The organism is Pantoea sp. Fr-CA_6 (genome assembly GCF_024520895.1).
Lineage (GTDB): Bacteria > Pseudomonadota > Gammaproteobacteria > Enterobacterales > Enterobacteriaceae > Pantoea > Pantoea agglomerans.
This window is the reverse complement of the sequence record NZ_JALNPO010000007.1, coordinates 20634-42405: the sequence shown is the minus strand read 5'-3', so window position 1 is coordinate 42405 and position 21772 is coordinate 20634. Positions and strand designations below refer to the sequence as shown.

At 53.6% G+C, this 21772-nt stretch carries 19 protein-coding genes and 1 pseudogene; 2 read left to right on the top strand and 18 right to left on the bottom strand.

Annotated elements, in window-relative coordinates; genetic code table 11:
* Nucleotide 1 precedes the first annotated feature (1 nt).
* The 13 genes and pseudogenes from NR201_RS13975 to NR201_RS13915 form a co-directional block, all read right to left on the bottom strand.
* Entirely contained in the window at nucleotides 2-541 is a 540-nt protein-coding gene (locus NR201_RS13975) for a hypothetical protein (protein ID WP_256849870.1), read from the bottom strand.
* A complete protein-coding gene (locus NR201_RS13970) occupies nucleotides 534-3170 on the bottom strand; it encodes a type VI secretion system Vgr family protein (protein WP_033772342.1) in 2637 nt (878 codons plus the stop codon). The genes NR201_RS13975 and NR201_RS13970 overlap by 8 nt, the downstream gene beginning before the upstream one ends.
* A gap of 303 nt (nucleotides 3171-3473) precedes the next feature.
* Entirely contained in the window at nucleotides 3474-3938 is a 465-nt protein-coding gene (locus tag NR201_RS13965; protein ID WP_372340265.1) for a putative T6SS immunity periplasmic lipoprotein, read from the bottom strand.
* A gap of 36 nt (nucleotides 3939-3974) precedes the next feature.
* Complete coding sequence (locus NR201_RS13960) at nucleotides 3975-4436, bottom strand: putative T6SS immunity periplasmic lipoprotein (protein WP_235194782.1); 462 nt, start codon at nucleotides 4434-4436, stop codon at nucleotides 3975-3977.
* Entirely contained in the window at nucleotides 4430-4978 is a 549-nt protein-coding gene (locus NR201_RS13955; RefSeq protein ID WP_033772344.1) for a hypothetical protein, read from the bottom strand. Before NR201_RS13955 ends, NR201_RS13960 begins: the two co-directional genes overlap by 7 nt.
* A complete protein-coding gene (tssH, locus tag NR201_RS13950) occupies nucleotides 4971-7610 on the bottom strand; it encodes a type VI secretion system ATPase TssH (protein WP_256849869.1) in 2640 nt (879 codons plus the stop codon). The genes NR201_RS13955 and tssH overlap by 8 nt, the downstream gene beginning before the upstream one ends.
* Before the next feature lie 302 nt (nucleotides 7611-7912).
* Nucleotides 7913-8404, bottom strand: coding sequence for a type VI secretion system effector Hcp (gene hcp / locus NR201_RS13945; RefSeq protein ID WP_022624183.1), 492 nt, complete (start codon nucleotides 8402-8404; stop codon nucleotides 7913-7915).
* Between the two features lie 4 nt (nucleotides 8405-8408).
* On the bottom strand, nucleotides 8409-10133 hold the full coding sequence (locus tag NR201_RS13940) for an OmpA family protein (RefSeq protein ID WP_256849868.1): 1725 nt from the start codon (nucleotides 10131-10133) through the stop codon (nucleotides 8409-8411).
* A 3-nt stretch (nucleotides 10134-10136) separates the two neighbouring features.
* Nucleotides 10137-10790, bottom strand: coding sequence for a type VI secretion system protein TssL, short form (tssL, locus tag NR201_RS13935; protein ID WP_061901224.1), 654 nt, complete (start codon nucleotides 10788-10790; stop codon nucleotides 10137-10139).
* The gene (gene tssK, locus NR201_RS13930) at nucleotides 10787-12124 is read right to left on the bottom strand and encodes a type VI secretion system baseplate subunit TssK (RefSeq protein WP_033788132.1); all 1338 of its coding nucleotides are present in this window, start codon (nucleotides 12122-12124) and stop codon (nucleotides 10787-10789) included. The genes tssL and tssK overlap by 4 nt, the downstream gene beginning before the upstream one ends.
* 17 nt (nucleotides 12125-12141) lie before the next feature.
* Nucleotides 12142-13689 carry a type VI secretion system contractile sheath large subunit gene (gene tssC / locus NR201_RS13925; RefSeq protein ID WP_010671385.1) on the bottom strand — a complete coding sequence of 516 codons (1548 nt, stop codon included), beginning with the start codon at nucleotides 13687-13689 and terminating at the stop codon, nucleotides 12142-12144.
* A 33-nt stretch (nucleotides 13690-13722) separates the two neighbouring features.
* Nucleotides 13723-14223: a type VI secretion system contractile sheath small subunit gene (tssB, locus tag NR201_RS13920; protein WP_010671384.1), complete on the bottom strand. Its 501-nt coding sequence runs from the start codon at nucleotides 14221-14223 to the stop codon at nucleotides 13723-13725.
* A 565-nt stretch (nucleotides 14224-14788) separates the two neighbouring features.
* Nucleotides 14789-15657, bottom strand: a pseudogene (locus NR201_RS13915) (helix-turn-helix domain-containing protein).
* A 177-nt stretch (nucleotides 15658-15834) separates the two neighbouring features.
* Between NR201_RS13915 and NR201_RS13910 the strand changes: the two are divergent.
* Nucleotides 15835-16734 (top strand): DMT family transporter, encoded by a 900-nt coding sequence (locus tag NR201_RS13910; RefSeq protein WP_132499571.1) that lies wholly within the window; start codon nucleotides 15835-15837, stop codon nucleotides 16732-16734.
* A gap of 36 nt (nucleotides 16735-16770) precedes the next feature.
* Here the strand turns inward: NR201_RS13910 and NR201_RS13905 are convergent, their stop codons facing one another.
* A complete protein-coding gene (locus NR201_RS13905) occupies nucleotides 16771-17004 on the bottom strand; it encodes a hypothetical protein (RefSeq protein WP_010257893.1) in 234 nt (77 codons plus the stop codon).
* Between the two features lie 285 nt (nucleotides 17005-17289).
* On the opposite strand from NR201_RS13905, the gene NR201_RS13900 reads away from it, so the two are divergent.
* On the top strand, nucleotides 17290-18516 hold the full coding sequence (locus NR201_RS13900; protein ID WP_022624176.1) for an OFA family MFS transporter: 1227 nt from the start codon (nucleotides 17290-17292) through the stop codon (nucleotides 18514-18516).
* Between the two features lie 38 nt (nucleotides 18517-18554).
* Here the strand turns inward: NR201_RS13900 and NR201_RS13895 are convergent, their stop codons facing one another.
* From NR201_RS13895 to NR201_RS13880, 4 genes are all read right to left on the bottom strand, one after another.
* The gene (locus tag NR201_RS13895) at nucleotides 18555-19430 is read right to left on the bottom strand and encodes an SMP-30/gluconolactonase/LRE family protein (protein WP_256849867.1); all 876 of its coding nucleotides are present in this window, start codon (nucleotides 19428-19430) and stop codon (nucleotides 18555-18557) included.
* Between the two features lie 512 nt (nucleotides 19431-19942).
* Nucleotides 19943-20224, bottom strand: a complete 282-nt coding sequence (locus NR201_RS13890; RefSeq protein ID WP_033758553.1) for a lipoprotein — start codon at nucleotides 20222-20224, stop codon at nucleotides 19943-19945.
* A 274-nt stretch (nucleotides 20225-20498) separates the two neighbouring features.
* Nucleotides 20499-21305: a hypothetical protein gene (locus tag NR201_RS13885; protein ID WP_010257881.1), complete on the bottom strand. Its 807-nt coding sequence runs from the start codon at nucleotides 21303-21305 to the stop codon at nucleotides 20499-20501.
* Between the two features lie 9 nt (nucleotides 21306-21314).
* Complete coding sequence (locus tag NR201_RS13880; protein ID WP_033769738.1) at nucleotides 21315-21767, bottom strand: universal stress protein; 453 nt, start codon at nucleotides 21765-21767, stop codon at nucleotides 21315-21317.
* Between the last annotated feature and the right edge of the window lie 5 nt (nucleotides 21768-21772).

Here is a 21772-nt window from a genome sequence, read left to right as displayed (position 1 = left end):
CTCAGCGATTGCTAATAAAGTCTATGCTTGTATTATCGTAGGGGTTTTTCATTTCTCGAGATCTAAGCTCAGAAAGCTTGTTGCCTGTAATAAAGTTCCCTGAAAGATCAATAAATGGGGCATCAATATATGACAACAATGATCCCTTTACGCTCTCATCTTCATCCAGCCCAAGATGGTATCCGATCACAATATTTTCATTGTCATAGCATTTCATAGTGGAGGGAGCCCAATCACCAGGCTTAACTACATTATTGAAGGAATAACCCTGTTTTTCCAGGAGAGCTTTTTGGCTGTTCGGGATGTATGGCAAAGAAAACTCTTTATTATTCGTGCCGTTCTTTATTTCCAAGTGGTAATTTTTGCATATATTCTCCGTTGGGCTTTTTTGATTCACCTGGCATTCAGCACTGACCTTTACCAAAGCTGAGCCACATTGCATTTGTGCTGATTTAGCATTCCATGTGCCACTTGCAAAAGAAAAAGATGTAGTCAGCAACATACATAACAAAATTTTAAACTTAAAAGTAATATCACGCACTTTTATTCCCCTCACAATCACTGCATTGACAGCCATCGTCCTGGAATGACATATCTGAAAATGATGTGCAATGTACTCTGTCCACAATATTTTCACTATCGTACCAATAATCACTTTGAATCATTTCAAGTTCAAAAGACTCATTCGGGTTTGATGAGTAAACAGGAAATGTTTCACCGTTCTCGTCTGTTCTACCAAATAATTTCTGCCCATTACTCGATGTCAACATGTATGCCGCGGCAGCAACTGGAACTCCTGCAACAGACGATGCAGTAAACTTCCCACTATATCCCGATGGAAACTGGGGCATAACACTACTCATGCTTACACTGCCCATTTTCTGCGCATTGGCACATTTCCACAGGATATTACCTTCACAGCCCAGAATAATATTCTTACCCTGCAACTGGATGAACGAACCCTCCAGATTTTTAAGCACGACATCTTTCGCAGCCGTGATTTCTACCCGCCCATCTGTGCTGGTTACGGTCACATCCTTTTTGGCTATCGCCTCAAGCGCATCATCCTGAGCCTGGATTTCTACTTTTCCCTTAGTCGCAAAGAGTTTCATCCCGGCCTTACGGGCCAGCATACTCACGGCTTCACCTGCTGCTACGGTAAATCGTTTAAGAGCGCTAATGTCTGTATTCTGTTGCGACATGATCCCAACGCTGGCACTGCCCGACGCCATGCGAACCGCCTGTGGGCTGGTGATGCTCACGCCTTCTGGTGCATTCAACACCATTCCTGGCTGCACAAGATCTTTGAGGGCATTAGTCAACTTCACCTGGCTCTGAATATCCGCGGGTAGCGCCTGCGCAGTTTCAGCTGCGTCTGACATGCTTCGCGCAATACTCAGTGCATTCTCGAGCTGGGCAATCGCCTCCTGCATAGAGAGCATATTGTCCCCGGCAAACGGCTGTTTATCTGCAGTGATAAACACCCCGGCACCACCCCGGATGGACACATACCGATCGGTACGCAACTCCGCACCTTCACCGCGCAGTTCGCGGGAAGCATCCACGTTGTGACCTAAATTAAGCTGCGTCTTACCCCCGTACTCTGTACTGAGCTTGATGTGTTCCTCGCCGCGCTTATCCTCCATCCGCAGCTTGTTCAGGCCAGCTGTGCGGATAACATTTCGGGTGCTGTTGGCTTCAGTGACATGGTCAACGTGGCGCGAGTCATGCAGCGCGTGCGCAATATACGGACGATCTGGATCACCTTCGTGGAACGCAATGGCGACTTCCGTGCCCTGAATCAGCGGGAAGTGGAAGCCGTACTTATCACCACCGTAAGGCCTGGCAAAACGCACCGGCATGCTTTCCATGCCCTGTTTTTTATCATCACGGTCGGCATCAAACTTCACCCGGTACATGCCGGATGCATCCTGCCAGGCGTAGATGTCGTTATCTTTAGCGCTGGTCACTCGTGCCGTCAGGGTGCCGCTGACCACCGGGCGTTTTTTAGCAGCAGGACGCCAGCAGCGGTTCTCGTAATACGGCATCCCTTCCCACATCACGATCAGGGCATCTTTACGGCTGGCTATATAGCCCGTTCGGGTGATGATTATGCCGTTGTCCGTTTCTGATGGCAGTGTAGGTGTTACCACACTTTCACTGATGGTCAGCACCTGGGCCGGAGAAAGCAGGGCATCATTGCTGCACCCGCTGATAATCGTCTGTCCGGAAAGAAAACGCTCATGCTCAAGGCGTGCCCAGAAATTGCCGGTTTCCGCTGAAGGTGTGATTTTGTCGCCACGTTCAAGATGACGCGGTAGATAGTGATAAACCTCACCGTAGGTAACACCGTCACCGTCGCCGCAGGTCATGTCCGCCGGTACAGAGGTCAGGACATTCTGGGCTTCACGGTGATTGTAATCACTGGCGGTGACAGAGCGCTCAACCACGTTCTGTCGGACGTTAACCCCCCAGATCGAGTCCGCTGCACTGTCACTCATTCCCGATGGGCTGCTGAGCGGCAGAGACTTACCGAACGTCCATGCGCTCTGCTTGTCTGCGAAATGCACCACTTCGGTCTGGGTATCGGGTTGCAGGGTAAAGAAGTAGAAAATCCCCACTTCGGCCAGCAGACGCTCAATGAACGCGAGGTCATTTTCCTTGTACTGGTTAATCTGTTCACGCTTCGGATAGTCGGCTTTTAGGGTGAACTCATACTCCCAGCCTTTCAGGCCATGCTCCTGCAACACTTCGGCGACAACTTCCGGTACCGACTTATTGACAAAAAAGCGGTGGGTACGGAATTGCTTGCGCAGCAAAGACAAGAACGGCTCAATAATAATCTGGTACGTTGCCTGGTCACGTGAACCACTGATACGCTTAAATTGCGTCACCACACCATGCACCACTTTCAGCCCGGTCAACCCCATCAGAGACCCGGTTCCCATGGTCAGCGTGGCAGGCTTAGTCAGCAGTTGCGCTGAGCTGATATTCTGGTCACTGCTGGTAAAGATAACCTGATAGTAGTAAAGCTCACTCATGAACTCCTTACCGCTGAAACTTTCCACATCCAGTGATGCTGTACAGGATGGAATATCCAGGCGGTAGCGGTTCAGCCCGCTTTCAGTTAATGCAGACAGGGTGTTCTTGAGCGTATCTGTCAGACTCATGATATTGACTCCATGGGATAACCTGCAGTCCATGACTTTCTTGCCGGCGGGCAAATTGCAGGTTTAATCGGGGTACTCAGCGAGTACGAAAAAGCGTGATTATGGCTCCGGCCCCGAGGGCACTGGCGAAGGTTTTAATCAGCAACACGGTCATTTCAAAATTGTTTATGCCGTATTCGCCATCGCCACTAATGGGGATAAAGCGCTTAACAAACGTGTAAATAAAAGCATCCGGAAGAAAGAGTACGCTTATCACGACCAACGCAATAAAGGTGAATGTTCTCATTATCTTATATTGACCAGCTACTCGGAAACTTGAATTGATCCATATGGCCTTGCTATTTCTCGATCGGTCAGAGGAAAATTGTATACCTGCCCATTATTCACCCCCACGCCAACGACAAATTTCCGTGGCTCATCTTCATGTTTCTTTGAAATCAATACATACTCAATAATAAGCTTCCCCTTATCCGGAAAATGATAAAAAGAAGGTGGAATGCATAATTTTCCATTAACGATCGTGAGGCCTGGAGAGAAATTAAAATCCTTCTCCTTCGAAGGTGTTCCTCGTGGATTTATCCCCATGTCAGCAGGTTGATAATTCTGAGCATCTGGAATATCTAAACATACATTTTCCCCCTGCTTGCTGACAGATGTGGTTTCATGAGAAATCATCCTGTCTCCCGGGCCAGGACATCCTGTCAGCACGGAAAGGAAAAAGAAGGTGAATATTCCTTTCAGGCATAAATCAAAGCATCGGATTATCATCATATAGAAGCCGAATGTTACTATTCAGTATAGTGTTTAGCGTGCCGTCGCTGGCACATGGTATTCCCGTGTCGTCAACGATACATCCCGAGCCTTACCGTTGATCATTTCAAATCCGGTGACAAAGCTCCTTGGATGGTTACTTTTACTCTTAGACTGCAATACAACCTCAACAATAAATGGGGCTTTTGACGTATCAGGAAAGTGGTAAAACGAAGGACTAATACATAATTGACCATCAATAATTCGTAAGTTCGGGTTTTCGGTAAACTGCCTTTCTTTAAACGATTTATTCCTGAGGTTGATAGAGATGAAAACAGGCTGATAATCCTTACTATCTGGGACGTAATAACAAACTGCATTATTCTTCATCCAGACGCTGGCTGTTTCAGCTGGGTAATATTTCATCCCACCCCACGGGCATCCGGTTAATGTAAATGCAGAAGTGACAGCTAAAATAAGAAACAGTACTGAATGCCACCACTTTATTTTTACCATGGAAACCCTCTCAATGAATTTCTATACATTTCTCGGATGATTGATTCAGATGCATCACCATCAAGAGTAACGATCTCCCAGCCCCTGAGACGCAACCAACCATCATAGCCATGAGCCTCTAGTGTAAAATTATCTGCAATAATCTGCGCCTGCTGCTCCATCGGATATTCACTTAACAGGCGACCATCAAGAGTGTAACGATAACTCACCATCCAACTGACCAATCCTCTCATAATAATATTCATGCCTTTCATTCGTTGCCAGACATGCCCCATTTCATGGATGAACATATGTTGAAGATCGTCAGTTGTCTGGGAGAAATCGTCGCAGTATTGGTCACGAAAATAAATCTCCCCATTTGGGGTCATAGCCGTATTCTTATCCTGTAGATTGAAAGGGAGATAACTCTCTCTGTGGATCCATACTTTCGAATAATCAATGGTGGATAAAAATACAGAGTGTGCCATCTGTATCTCACCCGTCGTAAGTAGCCTGACACCACCTTCTTTAATCCTGTACTCATCCTGCGTTTCATCAGTCATGTGTAAATTCCAGTACAATCCCTTCTTCATCATCCCATCCAAGCCGCAGCGACTGCGGTTTCTGTTTCGCTGCTATGTGGGTCAGCAACTGCTGACTCAGCACCGGCAGGATTTGCTGGTTGAGCAGACTGTCGACGTTACGTGCACCGGTGTCCGGCAGCAGGCAGGCGGCGACCAGCGCGTCATACAGGCTCTCCTCAATCTGCGTGGTCAGGCCGTAGTGACGATGTAAGCGCTTGCTGACCTGTGCGAGCTTCATTTCCACGATGGTGCGCATGGCAGGCTCACTCAGCGGGCGGTAAATCACGGTCTGGAAACGGGCCAGCAGTGCGGGCTGGAAGTGGTCGCGCAGGATCGGGCGCAGCAGTTCGTGCAGGTCGCCTTCGGTGGCGTCCGGCTGTTCATCCAGCAGCTGCATGATGTGGTCGCTGCCGAGATTGGAGGTCATCAGGATGACGGTGTTGCGGAAGTCGATTTCACGCCCTTCACCGTCGCGCATAAAGCCACGGTCAAACACCTGATAGAACAGGTTCATCACGTCACGGTGCGCCTTTTCCACCTCATCGAGCAGTACCACGCTGTACGGACGCTTGCGCACGGCTTCGGTGAGGATGCCACCCTGACCGTAGCCCACGTATCCCGGCGGTGAACCTTTCAACTGCGACACGGTGTGCGGTTCCTGGTACTCCGACAGGTTGATGGTAATCAGCGATTTTTCACCGCCGTACAGCACATCCGCCAGCACCAGCGCGGTTTCGGTCTTGCCGACGCCGCTCGGGCCGACCAGCAGAAAGACACCCTGCGGACCATTTTCTGAGGTGAGGCCTGTTTTCGCCGCACGCAGGCGCTGAGCGATGGCGGTCAGAGGAACATTCTGGCCTACCACTCGCTGGCCAATTTCGTTTTCCAGGGTCAGCAGGTCGGTCTGTTCGTCTTTCATCAGTGACGACAGCGGCACGCCGGTCCAGTCGGCAATCACGGTGGCAACGGTGCGTGCGTCCACATCAACGGAAAGCAGCGGGTTGCTGTGCTGCATGCCCTTCAGCTCCTGTTGCAGCGTGCGCGTCTCGCTCCGACGGGAGATGTCCTGCCGGCTTTCCAGCAGTTGTCCGGTGAGTTTCAGTTCCTGACCGTACTGGGTTTGAAGCTCGTCGAGTGCAACGATGAGATCGTTCTCTTCCTGCTCAATGGCGGTCAGGCGTTTACCATGACTCTGAGTGCCGACGGCGATATCTTCCAGCAGCGCCTGCTTCTCCATTTCAAGAGAGGTAATCTGCGAGCGAATGCGGGTCAGCTGTTCCGGCACGGTGTCGAGGCTCATGCGCACGCGCGCAGCGGCGGTATCCAGCAGGTCAACGGCCTTGTCCGGCAGCTGGCGACCTGTCAGGTAGCGACGGGACAGCGTGACCGCAGCGCGCACCGCATCGTCAGTGATGTGTACATTGTGGTGTTCGGCATAGCGGGATTTGAGGCCACGCAGCATCAGACACGCCGTCTCATCGTCCGGCTCGTCCACCAACACCCGCTGGAATCGGCGCTCCAGCGCGGCATCGCGCTCGAAGTACTGCTTGTATTCGGACCAGGTTGTCGCAGCAATGGTGCGCAGTTCGCCGCGAGCCAGCGCTGGCTTCAGCAGGTTGGCCGCATCGGCTCCGCCCGCCTGGTTACCGGCACCAATGATGGTATGCGCTTCGTCGATAAACAGCAGAACCGGCACCGGTGACTGCTGAACCGCATCGATGACGTTTTTCAGGCGTTGTTCAAATTCACCTTTCACGCCTGCGCCCGCCTGCAACAGACCGAGGTCAAGGGTGCGCAGGATGACCGGTTTGAGGGATTCAGGTACGTTGCCCTCGGCAATACGCAGCGCCAGACCTTCGACAAGAGCCGTTTTACCGACACCCGGTTCACCGACCAGAATCGGGTTGTTCTTACGACGGCGCGAGAGAATGTCGACCATCTGGCGGATTTCGGTATCACGGCCGAACACGGGGTCAATCTTGCCCTCCTTCGCTTTGGCGGTGACATCCAGAGTGAATTTATCCAGCGCGTTCTGCAGCGCCAGGTTCAGTTCGCCCTCTTTCAGCTCTGCACCGACCGGGCGGCCAACAAACTCGACCTCACCGCCGTGGTTCTGCGCCAGTCCGGCTTCCTGCTGCACTTCCGGACGTTCATCCGACTGCCCATCAAGCAGCGGACGCAGACGCTCCAGCTGACTCTGGCCCAGCGTCAGCAGCGGCCACAGCCCGTCACAGCGAACCAGTTTCTGTTTGTAAACCAGCGCCATCAGTAGATGGATGCTGCGGATTTGTTCCTCGCCGTTAAGGGAAGCAATCAGCCAGGCTTCCTGCATCAGCGTCTGAATGGCATCAGACAACTGTGGACGTTGACGTACTGAACGCGGCTGTTTATCCAGCCAGGCAAGCAAATCCTGCCAAAGCTGGTCCATATCCCACTCATAGCGGCGGGCCAGCACCGTCAGGTCACCTTCCCCCTGTTCGAGCAGCTTCAGCAGCCAGTGCTCCGGCAAAATTTCCGCATGGGCGCGGGTCTGACAGAGCGACGCCGCCCCTTCCATCGCACGGGCACAGTAAGGGTTCAGACGTCGCAACAGGATGGCTGGGTTTTCCATGAATCTCTCTCTTTGTCGGTTCCTGGACACGCTACCGCCCATCGCTGTTCCCGTTAAGGGGACCAAAGCGCATACGGTCAGGCTGGCAGTTTGTGATTTTCTTTGCTGAAAGCCCGCGAGCTGCAGACGTTCAGCAAAACAGCGGAAAGGTCATCCCCCTCCGCTTAAAAACGAGGATTACGCTTAAGAGTTCGTGTCGCAGGAAGGCGGCAAGTTCGTAAGTCTCCGGGAACATAGATAACTATGTGACCGGAGCGAGCGAACGCAGCCAACGCACCTGTGGCGCGAAATATGACGCGTAATCAGGCGGTGGCGCGTTCGTTCCAGGAATCGGAATGAATGATGTTGCCGTCTTTGTAGGTCCAGGTGATTTTTTCGTAACGCAGCTCGACTTGCTCGAGGTGGTTGTGCTTCTCGAAAGCTGGGTTTTTGATGTCGTGCATCACCGGATTCACTTTAACGACCTTCACGTTTTCCAGTTTGGTGTTGAAATACTCCACTTCCTGGCCCGCGTCGTTGATTTTGTACCACCTGAATTCCGCGGACTTGAGGGTCTGACCGGTGGTCACCGCCTTGTACAGGTACGGGCTGGACGAGTCGATTTCCTTGGTGAACAGGAACGGGGTGTGGATACGGGTCCCGGTCAGCTTGCCAGTGTTGTTGTCGGTCGGGATGTACAGGTTATGCTCCTGAGCAACAACTTCGATGCTGCCGTCACGATCCTGAACGTCCACAGACCCTTTAATGTCCGCGCCGCCGTCGTCTTTCAGCCAGAGATAAACAGGAATTGCCATGGAATTACTCTCCATTGTGTTGTGATGCGTCATCATCCTGCGATGACGCCTGGGTGTGGCCCGGTATCTGGCAGGCATTGGCCTGCGGTACCAGACTGATTTCGACACGGCGGTTGAGCGCGCGCCCATCCGGGGTGTCGTTGGTTGCGATCGGACGGCTTGCGCCATAGCCCTGCACCGCAAAACAGCTTTCCGGGACGTCACCGGTGTCACGCATCCAGTCGCGCACTGCTTCGGCACGCTTGAGTGAAAGCGTCTGGTTAAGTTTTGGATTGCCGGTGTTATCGGTATGCCCGGCGACCACAATCAGCCAGCCCGGCTTCGCCCTGATACCGACCAGTGAGTTCACCAGCATTTTGGTGGAGCCAGCCTTCAGTACAAATTTGCCGGAGTCGAACAGCGACATGCTGTCGAGGCGAATGGTTTTCGGACCCTGAATGATTTTCTTGATAACCGGTGGAGGCGGTGGCGGCGGGGCCCAGTCACTGATGGCAGCCTCAACAGGCGGCACCAGGCGCAGCCCCTGATACAGCCCCAGGCGATAACGCAGTGGCTCCCCGCGACGCTGCCAGTCGTCCAGCAATGCGCCATCGGCTCGCAGGCGCTGCTGCGCACGCAGTTTCGGGGCAGCAGGCTTATCCGCCAGTTGGTGATATAACGCAAGGTGATCGCCCACATTACGAATGAGACGCTGGTTGTTCATCCAGGACGCCAGCATGGCAAGTGCAAGGAAACTCCCGCCCAGTAATCCGGCATAGCGCCAGAACACCATTCTGCGACTGACACCGCGTCGGCGCGGTAACGCTGGCAGCAGCAGCTCAGGCAGCGGCAGTGGCTCTGTCGTCACAACGGCATCCGGTGGCAGCGCCGTCACGGAAGTAATGTGCTGTTGCCAGAGATTCCCCGCGATACCGCTCACCGGCACCATGCACATGCCCTGTACGCAAGGCTTCATCACCGGCAGCTCGCCCTGGCGTACCGACAGCAGGTCATTCACCGCACTGTTCTGCCAGGCAAGCAGGCTGTCCAGCCACAGACCCTGACTCAGACGAGAAAGTCTCCCGTCAGATCCACTCTCCCGGGTCCACTCCGTCAATGACACATTGCCCTGACCGGGCTGATACACCTGAATACCGCTTCGCTGGCTTACTGTGGTAAACCAGACGGGTTCGGCCTCCGCGCAGGCCACTGGGGGCGATACCCAGGTCACGGTCCACAGCGGGGGGATCGTGCCAAATGCCGCACGGCACTGGACGACAGCCCGCTGCCAGCCCCGAAGATTCTGGGTAAAATCATCCCCGGAGATGTGCTGTTCAGGTACCATCGCCAGCATGACGGAAATTTGCGACGCCAGGGCCGGGCGCACCAGGCTCAGGTGCTGTGCCAGGAGTGGCAGCTGTTCTGCATCCTTCACCCACAGATACCAGCCCTGCCGGGTTTCCCGGTGACGGAAACCGGACACAAACAGTGGGGTGTTGTCGCCGCAGACGAGGATCACCGCCCCCTGAAAATCTTCCGGCGGCAGGTTTTCATCCACAATCTCCCGGACAGCGGTCGCCCGCGCCCCGGAGGCCCGACGCTGACGCCAGAACATCACCCCGGACACCAGAACAACCAGCAGACTGAGCGCCACGCGGCTGCCCGTGGACAGTGGCCAGAATCCCAGAATGAGCCACAGCGCCAGTACGGCACCCAGGGCAGTTAACAGACTTCGGTACGCATCCCGCATCGCTTACCCCGGCCTGACAGTCTGGCTCACCAGCTCGGTAAGCGAAGACGAAAGGAAGAACCACAGCGCCACCAGGGCGACAGCGGCCACAACCCATGTCAGCCAGTACCAGCGACGATCGCTGCGCAGGCGTGATACCCGGGCAACAATGGGGGCGTCCTGTGCCAGCATGAAGGCCGGCACCCGTTCCGCGAGCGCACGAACGATATCTTCCCGACGCTCATCATCCTGGGCGCGATACTGACCGACAAAGCCCAGCTGCAAAGTGCGGTACATGCAGGTCAGAACGGCGGCGTCAGGGGCGGTTTCTTTCAGCAGGTTGCGGATCCGTTCCCACAGCTCCTCACCGGCATTGAGGGTACCAAAGAAGTGGGCCTGCAGCGGATCACGACGCCACGTCAGGTAACCATCATCAGTGGTTCCGCGATTCATCACGCTCTCATCAAGCAGTGCACACAGGGCATACACCATATGGTCACGGCTGATGTCGCTGTAACCTGCCTCCGTGAGCGCCGCTTTCACCTCCTGCACCAGACGGCAGGCACGGCGATAAAGCCCTTCCCCGTCCCGGACTTCCTGACCGCCCCGCAGCTGGCTGGCCATCAGCCAGCCCGGGTAGAAAATACGTTCTATCTGGCTGAGTTCGGATTTATTCATGAGCGCAGGACCGCAAAGAGTTCCAGATTTACATCCCCCAGTGAGCGCGGGGTGTAGAAGGTGCAGCTGCCCATCTCAAGCATTGCCCGTGCCGCCTCCGTACTCAGATCCAGCGAGAAATACTGGTTCTCAAGACGTAAAGGGATAGCGGCCGGAACATGGGCCAGCGGCTTGATAGCCATCCCGCTCAGGGCCACATTCACCACATCCGACACATCGTCAAAGCTGCCCGCTTTACACAGCTGCGGGAATTTCGTCTGTAGTTCATGATTCGGCATGGAGGATCGAACGGAGAGATAGAAGTCTGCCCCTTCGCGCAGGCGCGCATCGTGCAGGGCACCTTTCCAGATCTGATCCTGATGCTCCAGGTGGATACTCACCACCCGCGACGGCAGGCTCGCTTCCAGAAGCTTGTCGAGCAGTGCCAGCAGCGGCGGAAATACCCGTTCCGGTGCATCGTGCTGATAAGCAGGAATATCCCCGGCGTCGTGCTCAAGTGAGAAAGTCAGCAGGCTGCCGGCCAGGCGGGTCAGTTCGCGGTACAGCAGTTCCGGGTGACGAGACGGGGTCTGCAACAATTCCGTCAGTACGGGTTCAGCGCTGTTCAGGGCGTTGAGCAGCCAGAACAGGGAGACATCGGCGACCGCAAAGTCGGCCATCCGCTCATTACTTTCACGGCGCATGGACATCAAACGCTTCCTGCGTGCCTGCAGGCGCACCAGCAGGTCATTCAGTTCGGTAGTAAGCCACGGACTGGCCGCAACGGACATCATCGGCGGGATAAAAGCTGGGTCCCGGCTCCACTGCCCCTGTGCATTACGCACCAGACGGGCTACCGGACAGGTCAGGTATGCCGTGTTTTCCTGGCTGGACAGACGCAGGGTCAGCGCATGACGGAGGATCGCGAGTTCCCCGCTTTCATGGCCGGCCAGTTCCTGCACGACGACACGCTCCGCTTTCCAGCGGCGCGGCCGCTCACTGTCCTGACCGTTATCGAGGTTGCCACCGCCGGCGCTCAGCAGTGGCAGCGCGACAACCACGTCAACAGCCTCACTGCCGGCGGCAACAGACAAATCACAGACCGGAGGAAGCGTGTCTGCCAGGTCGGTATCAACAAGGGTCCCGTCCTGAAAGCGCACCACCAGACGTGTTGCATTCAGGCGCGAGAGCGCAAGCACTGCATCATCAAATTCTGCCGCAACCACGCCCCAGGGATGAGAAATACCCATCCGGGCGACCATGTCTGCAACACGTTCATTCCAACGGGCCTGCTGCTGGAACTGTTGCGGGGCCAGAGCGGCCCCATCTTCCCAAAGTGGGCGGTAAATTTTCATCCCTGCTCTCCCTCGCCTCAGGATTTCGCTTTCGGCATCTGGGAAACCAGCGACAGATTGACGTCCATCCCTTCCACCTGGAAGTGCGGCACGGCATAGAGCTTCACACGGAAGAAACCCGGGTTATCCTCAATATCCTCCACCGTCACTTTCGCGTCGCGCAGCGGGTGAGAAGCCTGCAGCTCGTCGCCCGGATCGGTCATTTCAGTCACCAGACTACGAACCCAGGTGTTCAGCTCAAGCTCCAACAGACGACGGTCCTTAGTGGTACCGATGTTTTCACGCTGAATAAGCTTCAGGTAGTGGGCAATACGCGACAGCAGGAAGATGTACGGCAGACGCGCATTGATGCGGCTGTTGGCTGTCGCATCCGCGGTGTCATACAGGGCTGGTTTCTGGGTCGAGTTCGCCGAGAAGAAGCACGCGTAGTCGCGGTTCTTGTAGTAGGAGAGCGGAATAAAGCCGAGATTGGCGAACTCAAATTCGCGGGTTTCCGGGATCATCACTTCAGAGGGAATTTTCACCTGATTGCCGGTGCCGAGGTCATACAGGTGGATAGGCAGATCCTGAACGGCACCACCGGCCTGCGGGCCACGGATTTGCACACACCAGCCGTTATTGATAAAGCTGCGCACCATATTGGATGCAAAGGCGAAGGATGCGTTGGCCCAGAGGTATTTGTCGTGATCCGGGCCTTTCACTTCTTCAACATAGTTGAAGCTGCGCACGGGTACGGTATCCGGGCCATACGGCAGGCGGCCCAGCACACGCGGCATCACCAGACCGATATAGCGGGAATCATCCGTCTCACGAAACGATTTCCACTTGATGTACTCGGCACGGTCAAAGTAGTTACCGATATCTTTTATAGCCGCCACTTCCTCCATCGAATCCTTGAGGAAAAATTTAGGGCCAGCGGAGCCGATAAACGGCATATGCGCAGCAGCAGAGACTTTAGAGATGTTGCGCAGAAGCGTTACATCCTGAGCGGAAGCATCAAACTCGTAGGCGGAAATCAGCGCGGCAATCGGCTCTCCACCGGGGGTGTCATACTCATCAATATAGGTATGCTTATACAGTCCGCTCTGGATAATTTCCGGGCAGTCTTCGAAGTCCTGTCGCAGGTCTTCTTTGGACATATCCAGCAGTTCAACCTTCACGTTCTGACGGAAATCGGTTTTGTCGACAAGCGATTTCACGCCGCGCCACAGACTTTCTACCGCCTGGAAGTCCTCATGGTGCATGACAGCATCAAGCTGACGACTAATCTGGTAGTCCAGCTCAGCGATATGATGGTCAATCAGGTTTTTGTCGAGTTTTTCAACTTTTGAGCCCGCTTTTGTCAGGCACTCCAGGAACACCTGCATCCCGGCCGTTAAACGTTCATCCGCAGTCGCATCCGACATCGCCTGCGCATCCTGCCAGATATCCAGTGCACTGAGTTCGGAGACCGGGTTCAGATTGATTTTTTTAAACAGAGACGCATAAACCCCACCAGCGGCCGGACGTTCCAGCACCACACTCTCGCCACCCGCGGCATTCTCATTTTTTACAGACATCAACATCTTCCTTATTAATCCGTTAAAACATCCTGACCGTTATGGCTGTTTAGGGGCCAGAGCAGACAACTCAGATCTGAGTTCTGCGCTTAATGCCGGGTCGAGCAGAATTTTTTCAAGCTCTTTCCGGAAAGCCTGATTGTCCAGCAGGTTAGCTTTTAAATCGCGAAGCAGATTACGCATGGAAAGCATCGCCTTCAGCTGAGGGATCTGCCGGGAAACCTGCTCAGGGGTGAAATCCTTCATGCTCTGGAATGTCAGATTGATATTGTCTTCGCTACCGTCACCGGCAAGCGTGTTTTTAACGGTGAGATTTACTTTTGGGGAATATTCGGAAAGTACTGAGTCAAAGTTATTTTTGTTCAGATTAACTTTTTTGCGTTCAGAGAGTGGCGCGGACTCCTGACCATTACTGAAGTCGCCCGCCACCAGTAATTTCAGGGGGAGTTCGGTTTTCTTGCTCGCCCCGCCCGTATGCAAATCAAGTTTTAAATTGATACGTGCCTTGGGTATTTCGGACTGAAAGGAAGAGTTAGACATGGCTGTCCCTGTTCTATGGAGTGATAGAAACCGCCACAGCCAGTGTCAAATATTAAGAATGGCTTACCCTGCCATAAAACATTCCTGCTATTAAACATTCAATGAAAAGCAGGACCTGCGGTCAGAAGCGAGTTCATTCCATTTACTGGCGATATGACGTGATGAAAGAGCGTAAATCCTGAATTTATTTTTCAGATAAACACCCATGGCGCGAGTTTAGAAATAGTGGGTCAACCAAAGGAAATGATAATATGTAACCATATGTAACAGGATAAACTTGCCAGCAAAAATCTGATACTGATCTGATATATAAGATTTTTCTTAAGATTGCGGCTGTGGGGCGCATGATGGCTGGGACTAAAAAATGTTTCAGTGAATAGTTCATTGCGGGATTGAACAGAAAAATTACCCAATGCTAAAAAGTGCGGTTCATGCTTTTTTTACAGGATAGCGGCAGAAAGTAAAAACGAGAATCAGACCAAACAGGTTAGTTTGCATGATAAGTTATGTTAATGATTTGTGGCACTGTTATACGCTGCTAATGTGCCTGTTGCCGCTAAGAAGTTCATCGACTTTCCCGACGACATGCTGAGGGCGTCATGCCATAAACCTGCCGGAAACGATGGCTGAAGTGGGCTGAAGAGTGGTAACCACACTGAAGGGCAATATCGGTCAGCGTCAGCTCGGGCCGTTCAAGCAATATCCTTGCACGATCCATACGACGGCGCATCACGAACTGGTGTGGTGCCTCGCCAGTGGTGTGACGGAACATGCGGGCAAAGTGAAACTCACTCAATGCCGCTTCCTGCGCCAGCACAGCCAGGGTTAAAGGCTGATCGAGATGGGTTTCAATAAATTCCAGAACCCGCCGTAATACCACTGGAGCCAGTCCACCCCGTACCTGGGGCAGTTGCCACTTAACTTCGCTGTAGTGCTGCAACAGATGGGTCAGCAGTAGTGTTGATGCGCTGCTCAGCGTCAGCTGGCTGGCGGGCTGTTGCCAGTCGCTGCTCAGCAGAAAGTGTCGATAGAGCTGGGTAATGCGGTCATCAACAGAAAAGATTTTCTCATGCAGGTTTAACTGCGCCGGACTGCGGTCCCAGACCCGTTCGGCCAGTTGCCGCAGCTGGTTTTCGCTGCAATAAAGATGAACAAAGGCGAGATCGGCACGCAGATCCCAGGTCGATTCCGTGCCAGCCGGCATCAGACAGAAGCGGTCCGTGCGCCACCGTTACGCCAGCCATTCGGGGTTTTATGCCATGTATCGTAGCCGCCCGCCACATAAAGGCTTAGCGTGTGATGATCGCTGAGGTTTGTCACGCGATCGCCACTATTAAACCAGGCTGCCAGCTGAATGCCGCTGTGAAGCTGCACCTGATCGCGCAGTTGTGCTTTGTGTCGTTGCAGCATGTCAAAGGTCTGGAAGCGACTCATCGGGGTATCAGTTCAGATAAACAGAGTGCCAGTTTACGGATTGCGCGGGACAGAAAACAGAGCACATCGGGACAGAGGGTAAAAATGCGCAAGATTTTGCAAACCCTGCGCAATCCGCTGCAAGACCAGGGAGCATTGCGGGTGCAGACTCGGCGTTTTGCGGTGGAGAATCTGGCAATGAACCTGTTTTTGTATCTCTCAGTCGTGCTGATCTGGGGCACAACCTGGATTGCGATTTATGCGCAACAGTCTGCAGGCATCAGCGCCGTCACTGTCGCTGTCTTCTGGCGTTTTTTGCTGGCCTCGCTGGTCATGTTATTGCTGCTTAAGCTGATAAAGCGTCTGCACAGGCTGACGCTGCAGGATCACCTCTTCTGTGTGCTGCAGGGCTGTTGCGTTTTTGGCTTTAACTTTGTCTGCTTTTATTACGCCTCTGGCTATATCAGCAGCGGACTGGAGTCGGTCATTTTCTCTATGGCTGTGATGTATAACGCCATTAACAGCTGGATATTTTTCCGTCAGCGCCCTTCCGCACGTCTGATTCCGGCGATAGTGCTCGGCATGGCGGGTATTGTTGCGTTGTTCTGGCACGATCTGCGCAGCACTCAGGCCTCGGCCGGCTTGATGTGGGGCATTGGGTTAAGTGCGCTGGGCACCCTGGGATTTTCATTCGGCAATATGATCAGTCAGCGGCATCAGCGTCTGCAACGTGACGTGCTGACAACCAACAGTTACGGCATGTTATACGGTGCGCTGATCATGGCACTGGTCTCGCTGCTGCAGGGTGTTTCGCTGCAGCCGACATGGAATACACAGTGGTTTGGGGCATTGATCTATCTGGCTATCGTGGGATCGGTGATGGGATTCGGGGCCTATTTTACGCTGGTGGGACGTATCGGACCCAGTCGGGCTGCCTATACAACGGTGCTGTTTCCGCTGGTGGCGCTGGCACTCTCTACCCGTTATGAAGGATATGAGTGGCATGCCAGCGCCATCCCTGGCCTTGTCATGATTTTACTGGGCAATATCGTGATGTTTGCCCGTTGGCCGGCAAGTCGTCGCCGGATAATCATCTGACGCGGAGACGGGCTGAAGCCCGCGTCCGGATGGGCGTTATGCCCACTGCTGCTGAAGGAGTTTCTGTGGTTTATTGATCGCTTTACGCGCAATCCAGTAGAGCAGAACACGCTCATCGTCACTATCACGATCGGCCATCGACAGCAGTTTTAATGCCAGCGTCGATTTGGTCACAGGCTGTTGTTCTGTACTGAGTTCAATCACCGCCTGACCGATGATGCAGCAAACTTCATCCTCACTGGTGCTGGATTCATATGTCCGGTCTTTCATATTTCCTCCTGATAAGTGAACTCTTAGCCTGGCAAATAATCTGTAAACCTGCTCACAGAATCATCTGATTGAAACATTATCTTACGGCTAATTACGCTTAATCATTAAACTGCCGTTTAGCTTACTTTTGACGCGACGTTGCCAACCCCTCCCGATGCCATTCATACCGCCTGAATGGCATTTCATTCCCCGATCCGTTCCGTTCATGCCTTTACTGCTCACGCGCGCGAGTCACTGCTTTATTCTGACCGCAGTTTCCAGATTCCCGGATGGGAGAGAAAAATTATGAACCAGACTCAACAGGCTTCTTACCAGCGTGCTCGCTGGCTTACATTGTTCGGAACGGTAATCACTCAGTTCGCGCTGGGGTCAGTCTACACGTGGAGTTTGTTCAACGGCCAGCTGTCACAGAAGCTGGATGCGACGGTCAGTCAGGTCGCTTTTTCGTTTGGTCTGCTGAGTCTGGGGCTGGCTATTGCCTCCTCGCTGGCCGGTAAATTACAGGAACGTTTTGGCGTACGCCGCGTCACTATCGGGGCGGGTGTGCTGATGGCGCTGGGTTTCTGGCTTACCGCGCATGCTAATAACCTGATGATGCTCTATTTCAGCGCCGGACTGCTGGTGGGTCTGGCGGATGGCGCAGGTTACCTGATGACGCTCTCAAACTGCGTGAAGTGGTTTCCGGAGCGCAAAGGGATGATCTCTGCCTGTGCGATTGGCGCTTACGGTCTTGGTAGTCTGGGATTCAAATTTATCTGCGGGGCGCTGCTGGCAACGGTGGGTCTGGAGCAGACCTTTATGATCTGGGGCGTGCTCGCGATGTCGATGATTATCCTCGGTGCACTTCTGATGCGTGATGCCCCCCTTCAGGATACCGGGAGCAGCACGAATGGTCAGCAACATGCGCGGGATTACACACTGGCACAGTCGGTGCGTCTGCCTCAGTACTGGATGCTGGCGCTGATGTTCCTGACAGCCTGCATGAGCGGTCTCTATGTGATAGGCGTTGCCAAAGATATCGGCGAAGGGCTGGTGCATCTGACTACGCAGACCGCTGCCAGTGCGGTAACGGTGATTGCGATTGCCAACCTGAGTGGCCGTCTGGTGCTGGGCATACTGTCTGACAAAATGATGCGCATCAGGGTTATTTCACTGGCGCAAATCGTGTCGCTGATCGGGATGAGCGTGCTGCTGTTTACCCGAATGAATGAGATCACCTTCTTCCTGTCACTCGCCTGTGTAGCCTTCAGCTTTGGCGGTACCATCACGGTATTCCCGTCGCTGGTCAGTGACTTTTTCGGCCTCAACAACCTGACAAAAAACTATGGTCTGCTCTATCTCGGATTTGGTATCGGAAGCGTGCTGGGCTCACTGGTCGCCTCGCTGTTTGGCGGGTTCACCGTCACCTTCAGCCTGATTATGACACTGCTGGTCATCTCCCTGTTCCTGTCACTCACCATCCGCTTACCACAGAGTTCTGTTACAGCAACACCTGTATTGCAACGTCATTAACCATCACGACGGGCCGCGCCAGAGCGGCCCGTTCACGTTTAGCCGCGGAATCGCGGCTCTGCCATGCCCGCCACCGAGACGTCCACCGCAAAGATATCGCCTGACTGCGGATAGCGTGCCAGCTCCTCTTCGGTGCGATCTTCCTGTGAACTGGTAATAAACAGCGTTTTAAGATCGGCGCCACCAAAGGCCACCATGGTTGGCCACTTCACCGGCAGCAGGATCTCATCGACGATTTCGCTGCTCTGGGGATCGATGCGTACTACGCGTCCGCCATCAAACTGTGCGGACCAGTAAAATCCTTCGCTATCCACTGCGGCACCATCCGGCAATCCACCTTTCGCGTCGAAACGGCGGAACAGGGTGCGTTCGCCCGGTTCGCCCTGCGCATTTAATGGATAGCGATAGAGCGCTTCATTCGGCGTGTCACTGTGATACATCCAGCGCCGGTCGGGAGAGAAAGCCAGCCCGTTGGAAGTTTTAATGTCACGCGCTTTGACCTCCAGCTTCAGGTCAGGCGTCACGCGGCACAGCAGCCCGCCATTTTTGTCCTGCGGTTCCCACAGGCTGCCGCACCAGAAATTCCCCCAGGGATCGACGCGGCCATCATTAAAGCGACTTTGCGCAGCCTCACCGGGATTTTCTGCGATCTTTTTCTCTGGCTTACCCTGCGCATCCAGCAGCCAGACACCGCCACGCAATGCAGCTATCAGACCGCCCTGCTCACGCAGACCGATGCATCCCACCTCTTCCGCCTGCGGGAAGGTTTGCAGTTCACCGCTGACCGGATCAAAACGGTGAATGGCGGGTGCCAGAATATCGACACAGTACAGCACCTGTTCTTCCACTGACCAGAGCGGGCATTCGCCCAGTTCAGCCTGTAAAGCCAGAATATTTTTTACGTCATGCGCCATGTTTCTCTCCCGTTGAACTGACATGCTAATAATGTAGTTGTAAAAACTTTCAAATTAGAATTATTTTCGCTTGATTTTGAGACTATTCTCTTTGATAGTATTTACTATTCAGTTCATTCTTATTTCTTTATTATTCTCCGCTGTAAACCACAGCACTCTGAAATATTCCGTCATACCTCCTTAAATAACTCTACAAAGCCTGCATCTTCACTCCACTTTTCCAGCGTAGTGTCATAGTCATTGGAAAAGAGGAGAAGCTTCCGATGAAGAGATTAATTAAAGTCGCTTCGGTGGTTGCGCTGATGACCTTATTAAGTGGTTGTATCATCAGCCCCAGACACGACAATGGCTGGCACCGCGGGGGTGGCGGCGGATATCATGGAGGCTACTATGGAGGTTATCACGGTGGGTATCATGGCGGTCACCATCGCCGCTAACGGGCAAAGATGTCACACAGCATAAAATAAAAGCATTAAACTTTAAGGGCGGGATAATTATCCCGCCCGTTTTATTTAGCTTTTCACAGCATAATTACACTGGAACCACGCTTTCTGCAGTCCCGGAATATGACTCTCCTGCGCAGGTAACGCCTCGACTTTATCAAAGCCTTTATTACTGCAGTAATTCGCCAGATCAATATTCATTGCATCACGATTGACCTTTACCGGGTCAAAACGGTACTGCACGGTATTTGAGCCTGGATCTTCATCTACACGTTCAAACGCCCCGGGTTTGCTGGCAGTACATCCACTCAACAAAATCAGCGCCAGTGCGCCGGTTATTAGTTTTTTCATTTAGTTATCCTCACGTTGCCGCGCAGTTTATGACGCAGCATGCCGCGCATCCATAGGATTAATGCGCGAAAGTTCAAAACTTGAGAAGCTTTTACCGATTAATGTAATACGATTAAACGGCTATCACTATCATGCACGGCGTGACAAGATGCATTCAGACAAAACGAAGACTGCACCACACCAGGAAATGCCAAAAATAAAAATCTGTTCCTCTCTTCCCTGCCCGCGCTTAGCGGGCTTTTTTTCGCCCGCTATTCCGCTGCTCCGCTGCCGCTTACTGGCCAGTCAGTGCAATCATTCTACGTAACAGGTTAGCGGCGCGCTTGTCAGGTAATGCCAGAATCGCACTGTAGAGATCAATCGACATGGCACACAGCGATGAGCGATCAACCGCCGTGTCGGCAGGCATATTCAGCTGCTGCAGCTTATCCCCCCACTGCTGATAAAGCCGGGCGACAATCTTTTGCAGATCATCCTGCGCCAGCGCCTTATCCAGTGGCTGATCGGGCAATGGACTGTTCAGCAGCAGCTGCTCCATGGCATCCGCCTCTTTGCGATTCAGTGACGGCGGCAGCGTGGTCAGCAGATTGATGCCGCCACTCACCTGCGGATAGAGATAACGGAAGCAGAGACCCGGATCGATTTGGTTCAGCGCCCGCATCTCTTCAACCGAGACGCTGATATAGTTGACCACCGCTGCATCAGTTCCGCGCATCAGCCGCTGATTAATCACCTCAATCAGCCAGCCACGTAGCTCGCCCGTCGCCTTCTCAGCTGGCTCCCCCGCACGGATGCGCCGGGTCAGCTCCTGGGTCAGCAACAGCCATAACGCCGGTTCCTGAGTCTGCAGCACCCGATAACCGGGCATCTTTGCCAGTTGATTTACCGCCTGCTCACGCTGACTGGCCTGCAACTGATGCGGCGCAACCCAGCTGAACCAGAGCAGATTCGCCAGTATCAGGGGTAGCAGAAAGATGATCAGCCCCTGCCACAAACGCAGCCGGGTGGTTTTGATCAGCACAATAACAATCAGCGCCAGCAGCGCAAACGCGGCCAGCGTAATAAAAAGCAGAGCATTCATGCGGCGGGATTAATCCTTACGCACATCGATCAGCACAGGACAGTGAGCGCGCTCAATAACCGATGCGCTGACCGAGCCTTTTAACAGCCGATTCAAAGAGGAGAGATGGCGACGTCCCATGATAATCATGCTGGCCTTGAGCTGTTGCGACTGGGCAACGATAGTATCTGCCGCGTCACCCGCCAGAATCATGCCCCGCGCATTAATGCCCGCGCGCAGTAACGGAGCCAGTGCATGGCGCACCACCATTTCTGCCGTATTCTGCTCATCCTGCGCGGCCACAAAATCGGCCGGATCTTCACCCGCATCGATTTCCATTGGCTGATTACAGGAGGAGTAAGCGGGATCGACGCAGCACAGCACGACCACATCGGCGCGATGCGCCAGCGCTTCTTCAATGGTTAAGGCGACCACTTTTTCCGCTACCGGAGAGTGATCAATGGCCATCAGCAGGGTTTTCATCGAAT

What these genes read in the sequence shown, in the direction of transcription:
- NR201_RS13970 (WP_033772342.1), bottom strand. Translation starts at nt 3,170, where the DNA reads ATGAGTCTGACAGATACGCTCAAGAACACCCTGTCTGCATTAACTGAA.
- NR201_RS13965 (WP_372340265.1), bottom strand. Translation starts at nt 3,938, where the DNA reads ATGATAATCCGATGCTTTGATTTATGCCTGAAAGGAATATTCACCTTC.
- NR201_RS13960 (WP_235194782.1), bottom strand. Translation starts at nt 4,436, where the DNA reads ATGGTAAAAATAAAGTGGTGGCATTCAGTACTGTTTCTTATTTTAGCT.
- NR201_RS13955 (WP_033772344.1), bottom strand. Translation starts at nt 4,978, where the DNA reads ATGACTGATGAAACGCAGGATGAGTACAGGATTAAAGAAGGTGGTGTC.
- tssH (WP_256849869.1), bottom strand. Translation starts at nt 7,610, where the DNA reads ATGGAAAACCCAGCCATCCTGTTGCGACGTCTGAACCCTTACTGTGCC.
- hcp (WP_022624183.1), bottom strand. Translation starts at nt 8,404, where the DNA reads ATGGCAATTCCTGTTTATCTCTGGCTGAAAGACGACGGCGGCGCGGAC.
- NR201_RS13940 (WP_256849868.1), bottom strand. Translation starts at nt 10,133, where the DNA reads ATGCGGGATGCGTACCGAAGTCTGTTAACTGCCCTGGGTGCCGTACTG.
- tssL (WP_061901224.1), bottom strand. Translation starts at nt 10,790, where the DNA reads ATGAATAAATCCGAACTCAGCCAGATAGAACGTATTTTCTACCCGGGC.
- tssK (WP_033788132.1), bottom strand. Translation starts at nt 12,124, where the DNA reads ATGAAAATTTACCGCCCACTTTGGGAAGATGGGGCCGCTCTGGCCCCG.
- tssC (WP_010671385.1), bottom strand. Translation starts at nt 13,689, where the DNA reads ATGTTGATGTCTGTAAAAAATGAGAATGCCGCGGGTGGCGAGAGTGTG.
- tssB (WP_010671384.1), bottom strand. Translation starts at nt 14,223, where the DNA reads ATGTCTAACTCTTCCTTTCAGTCCGAAATACCCAAGGCACGTATCAAT.
- NR201_RS13910 (WP_132499571.1), top strand. Translation starts at nt 15,835, where the DNA reads ATGAACCTGTTTTTGTATCTCTCAGTCGTGCTGATCTGGGGCACAACC.
- NR201_RS13905 (WP_010257893.1), bottom strand. Translation starts at nt 17,004, where the DNA reads ATGAAAGACCGGACATATGAATCCAGCACCAGTGAGGATGAAGTTTGC.
- NR201_RS13900 (WP_022624176.1), top strand. Translation starts at nt 17,290, where the DNA reads ATGAACCAGACTCAACAGGCTTCTTACCAGCGTGCTCGCTGGCTTACA.
- NR201_RS13895 (WP_256849867.1), bottom strand. Translation starts at nt 19,430, where the DNA reads ATGGCGCATGACGTAAAAAATATTCTGGCTTTACAGGCTGAACTGGGC.
- NR201_RS13890 (WP_033758553.1), bottom strand. Translation starts at nt 20,224, where the DNA reads ATGAAAAAACTAATAACCGGCGCACTGGCGCTGATTTTGTTGAGTGGA.
- NR201_RS13885 (WP_010257881.1), bottom strand. Translation starts at nt 21,305, where the DNA reads ATGAATGCTCTGCTTTTTATTACGCTGGCCGCGTTTGCGCTGCTGGCG.
- NR201_RS13880 (WP_033769738.1), bottom strand. Translation starts at nt 21,767, where the DNA reads ATGAAAACCCTGCTGATGGCCATTGATCACTCTCCGGTAGCGGAAAAA.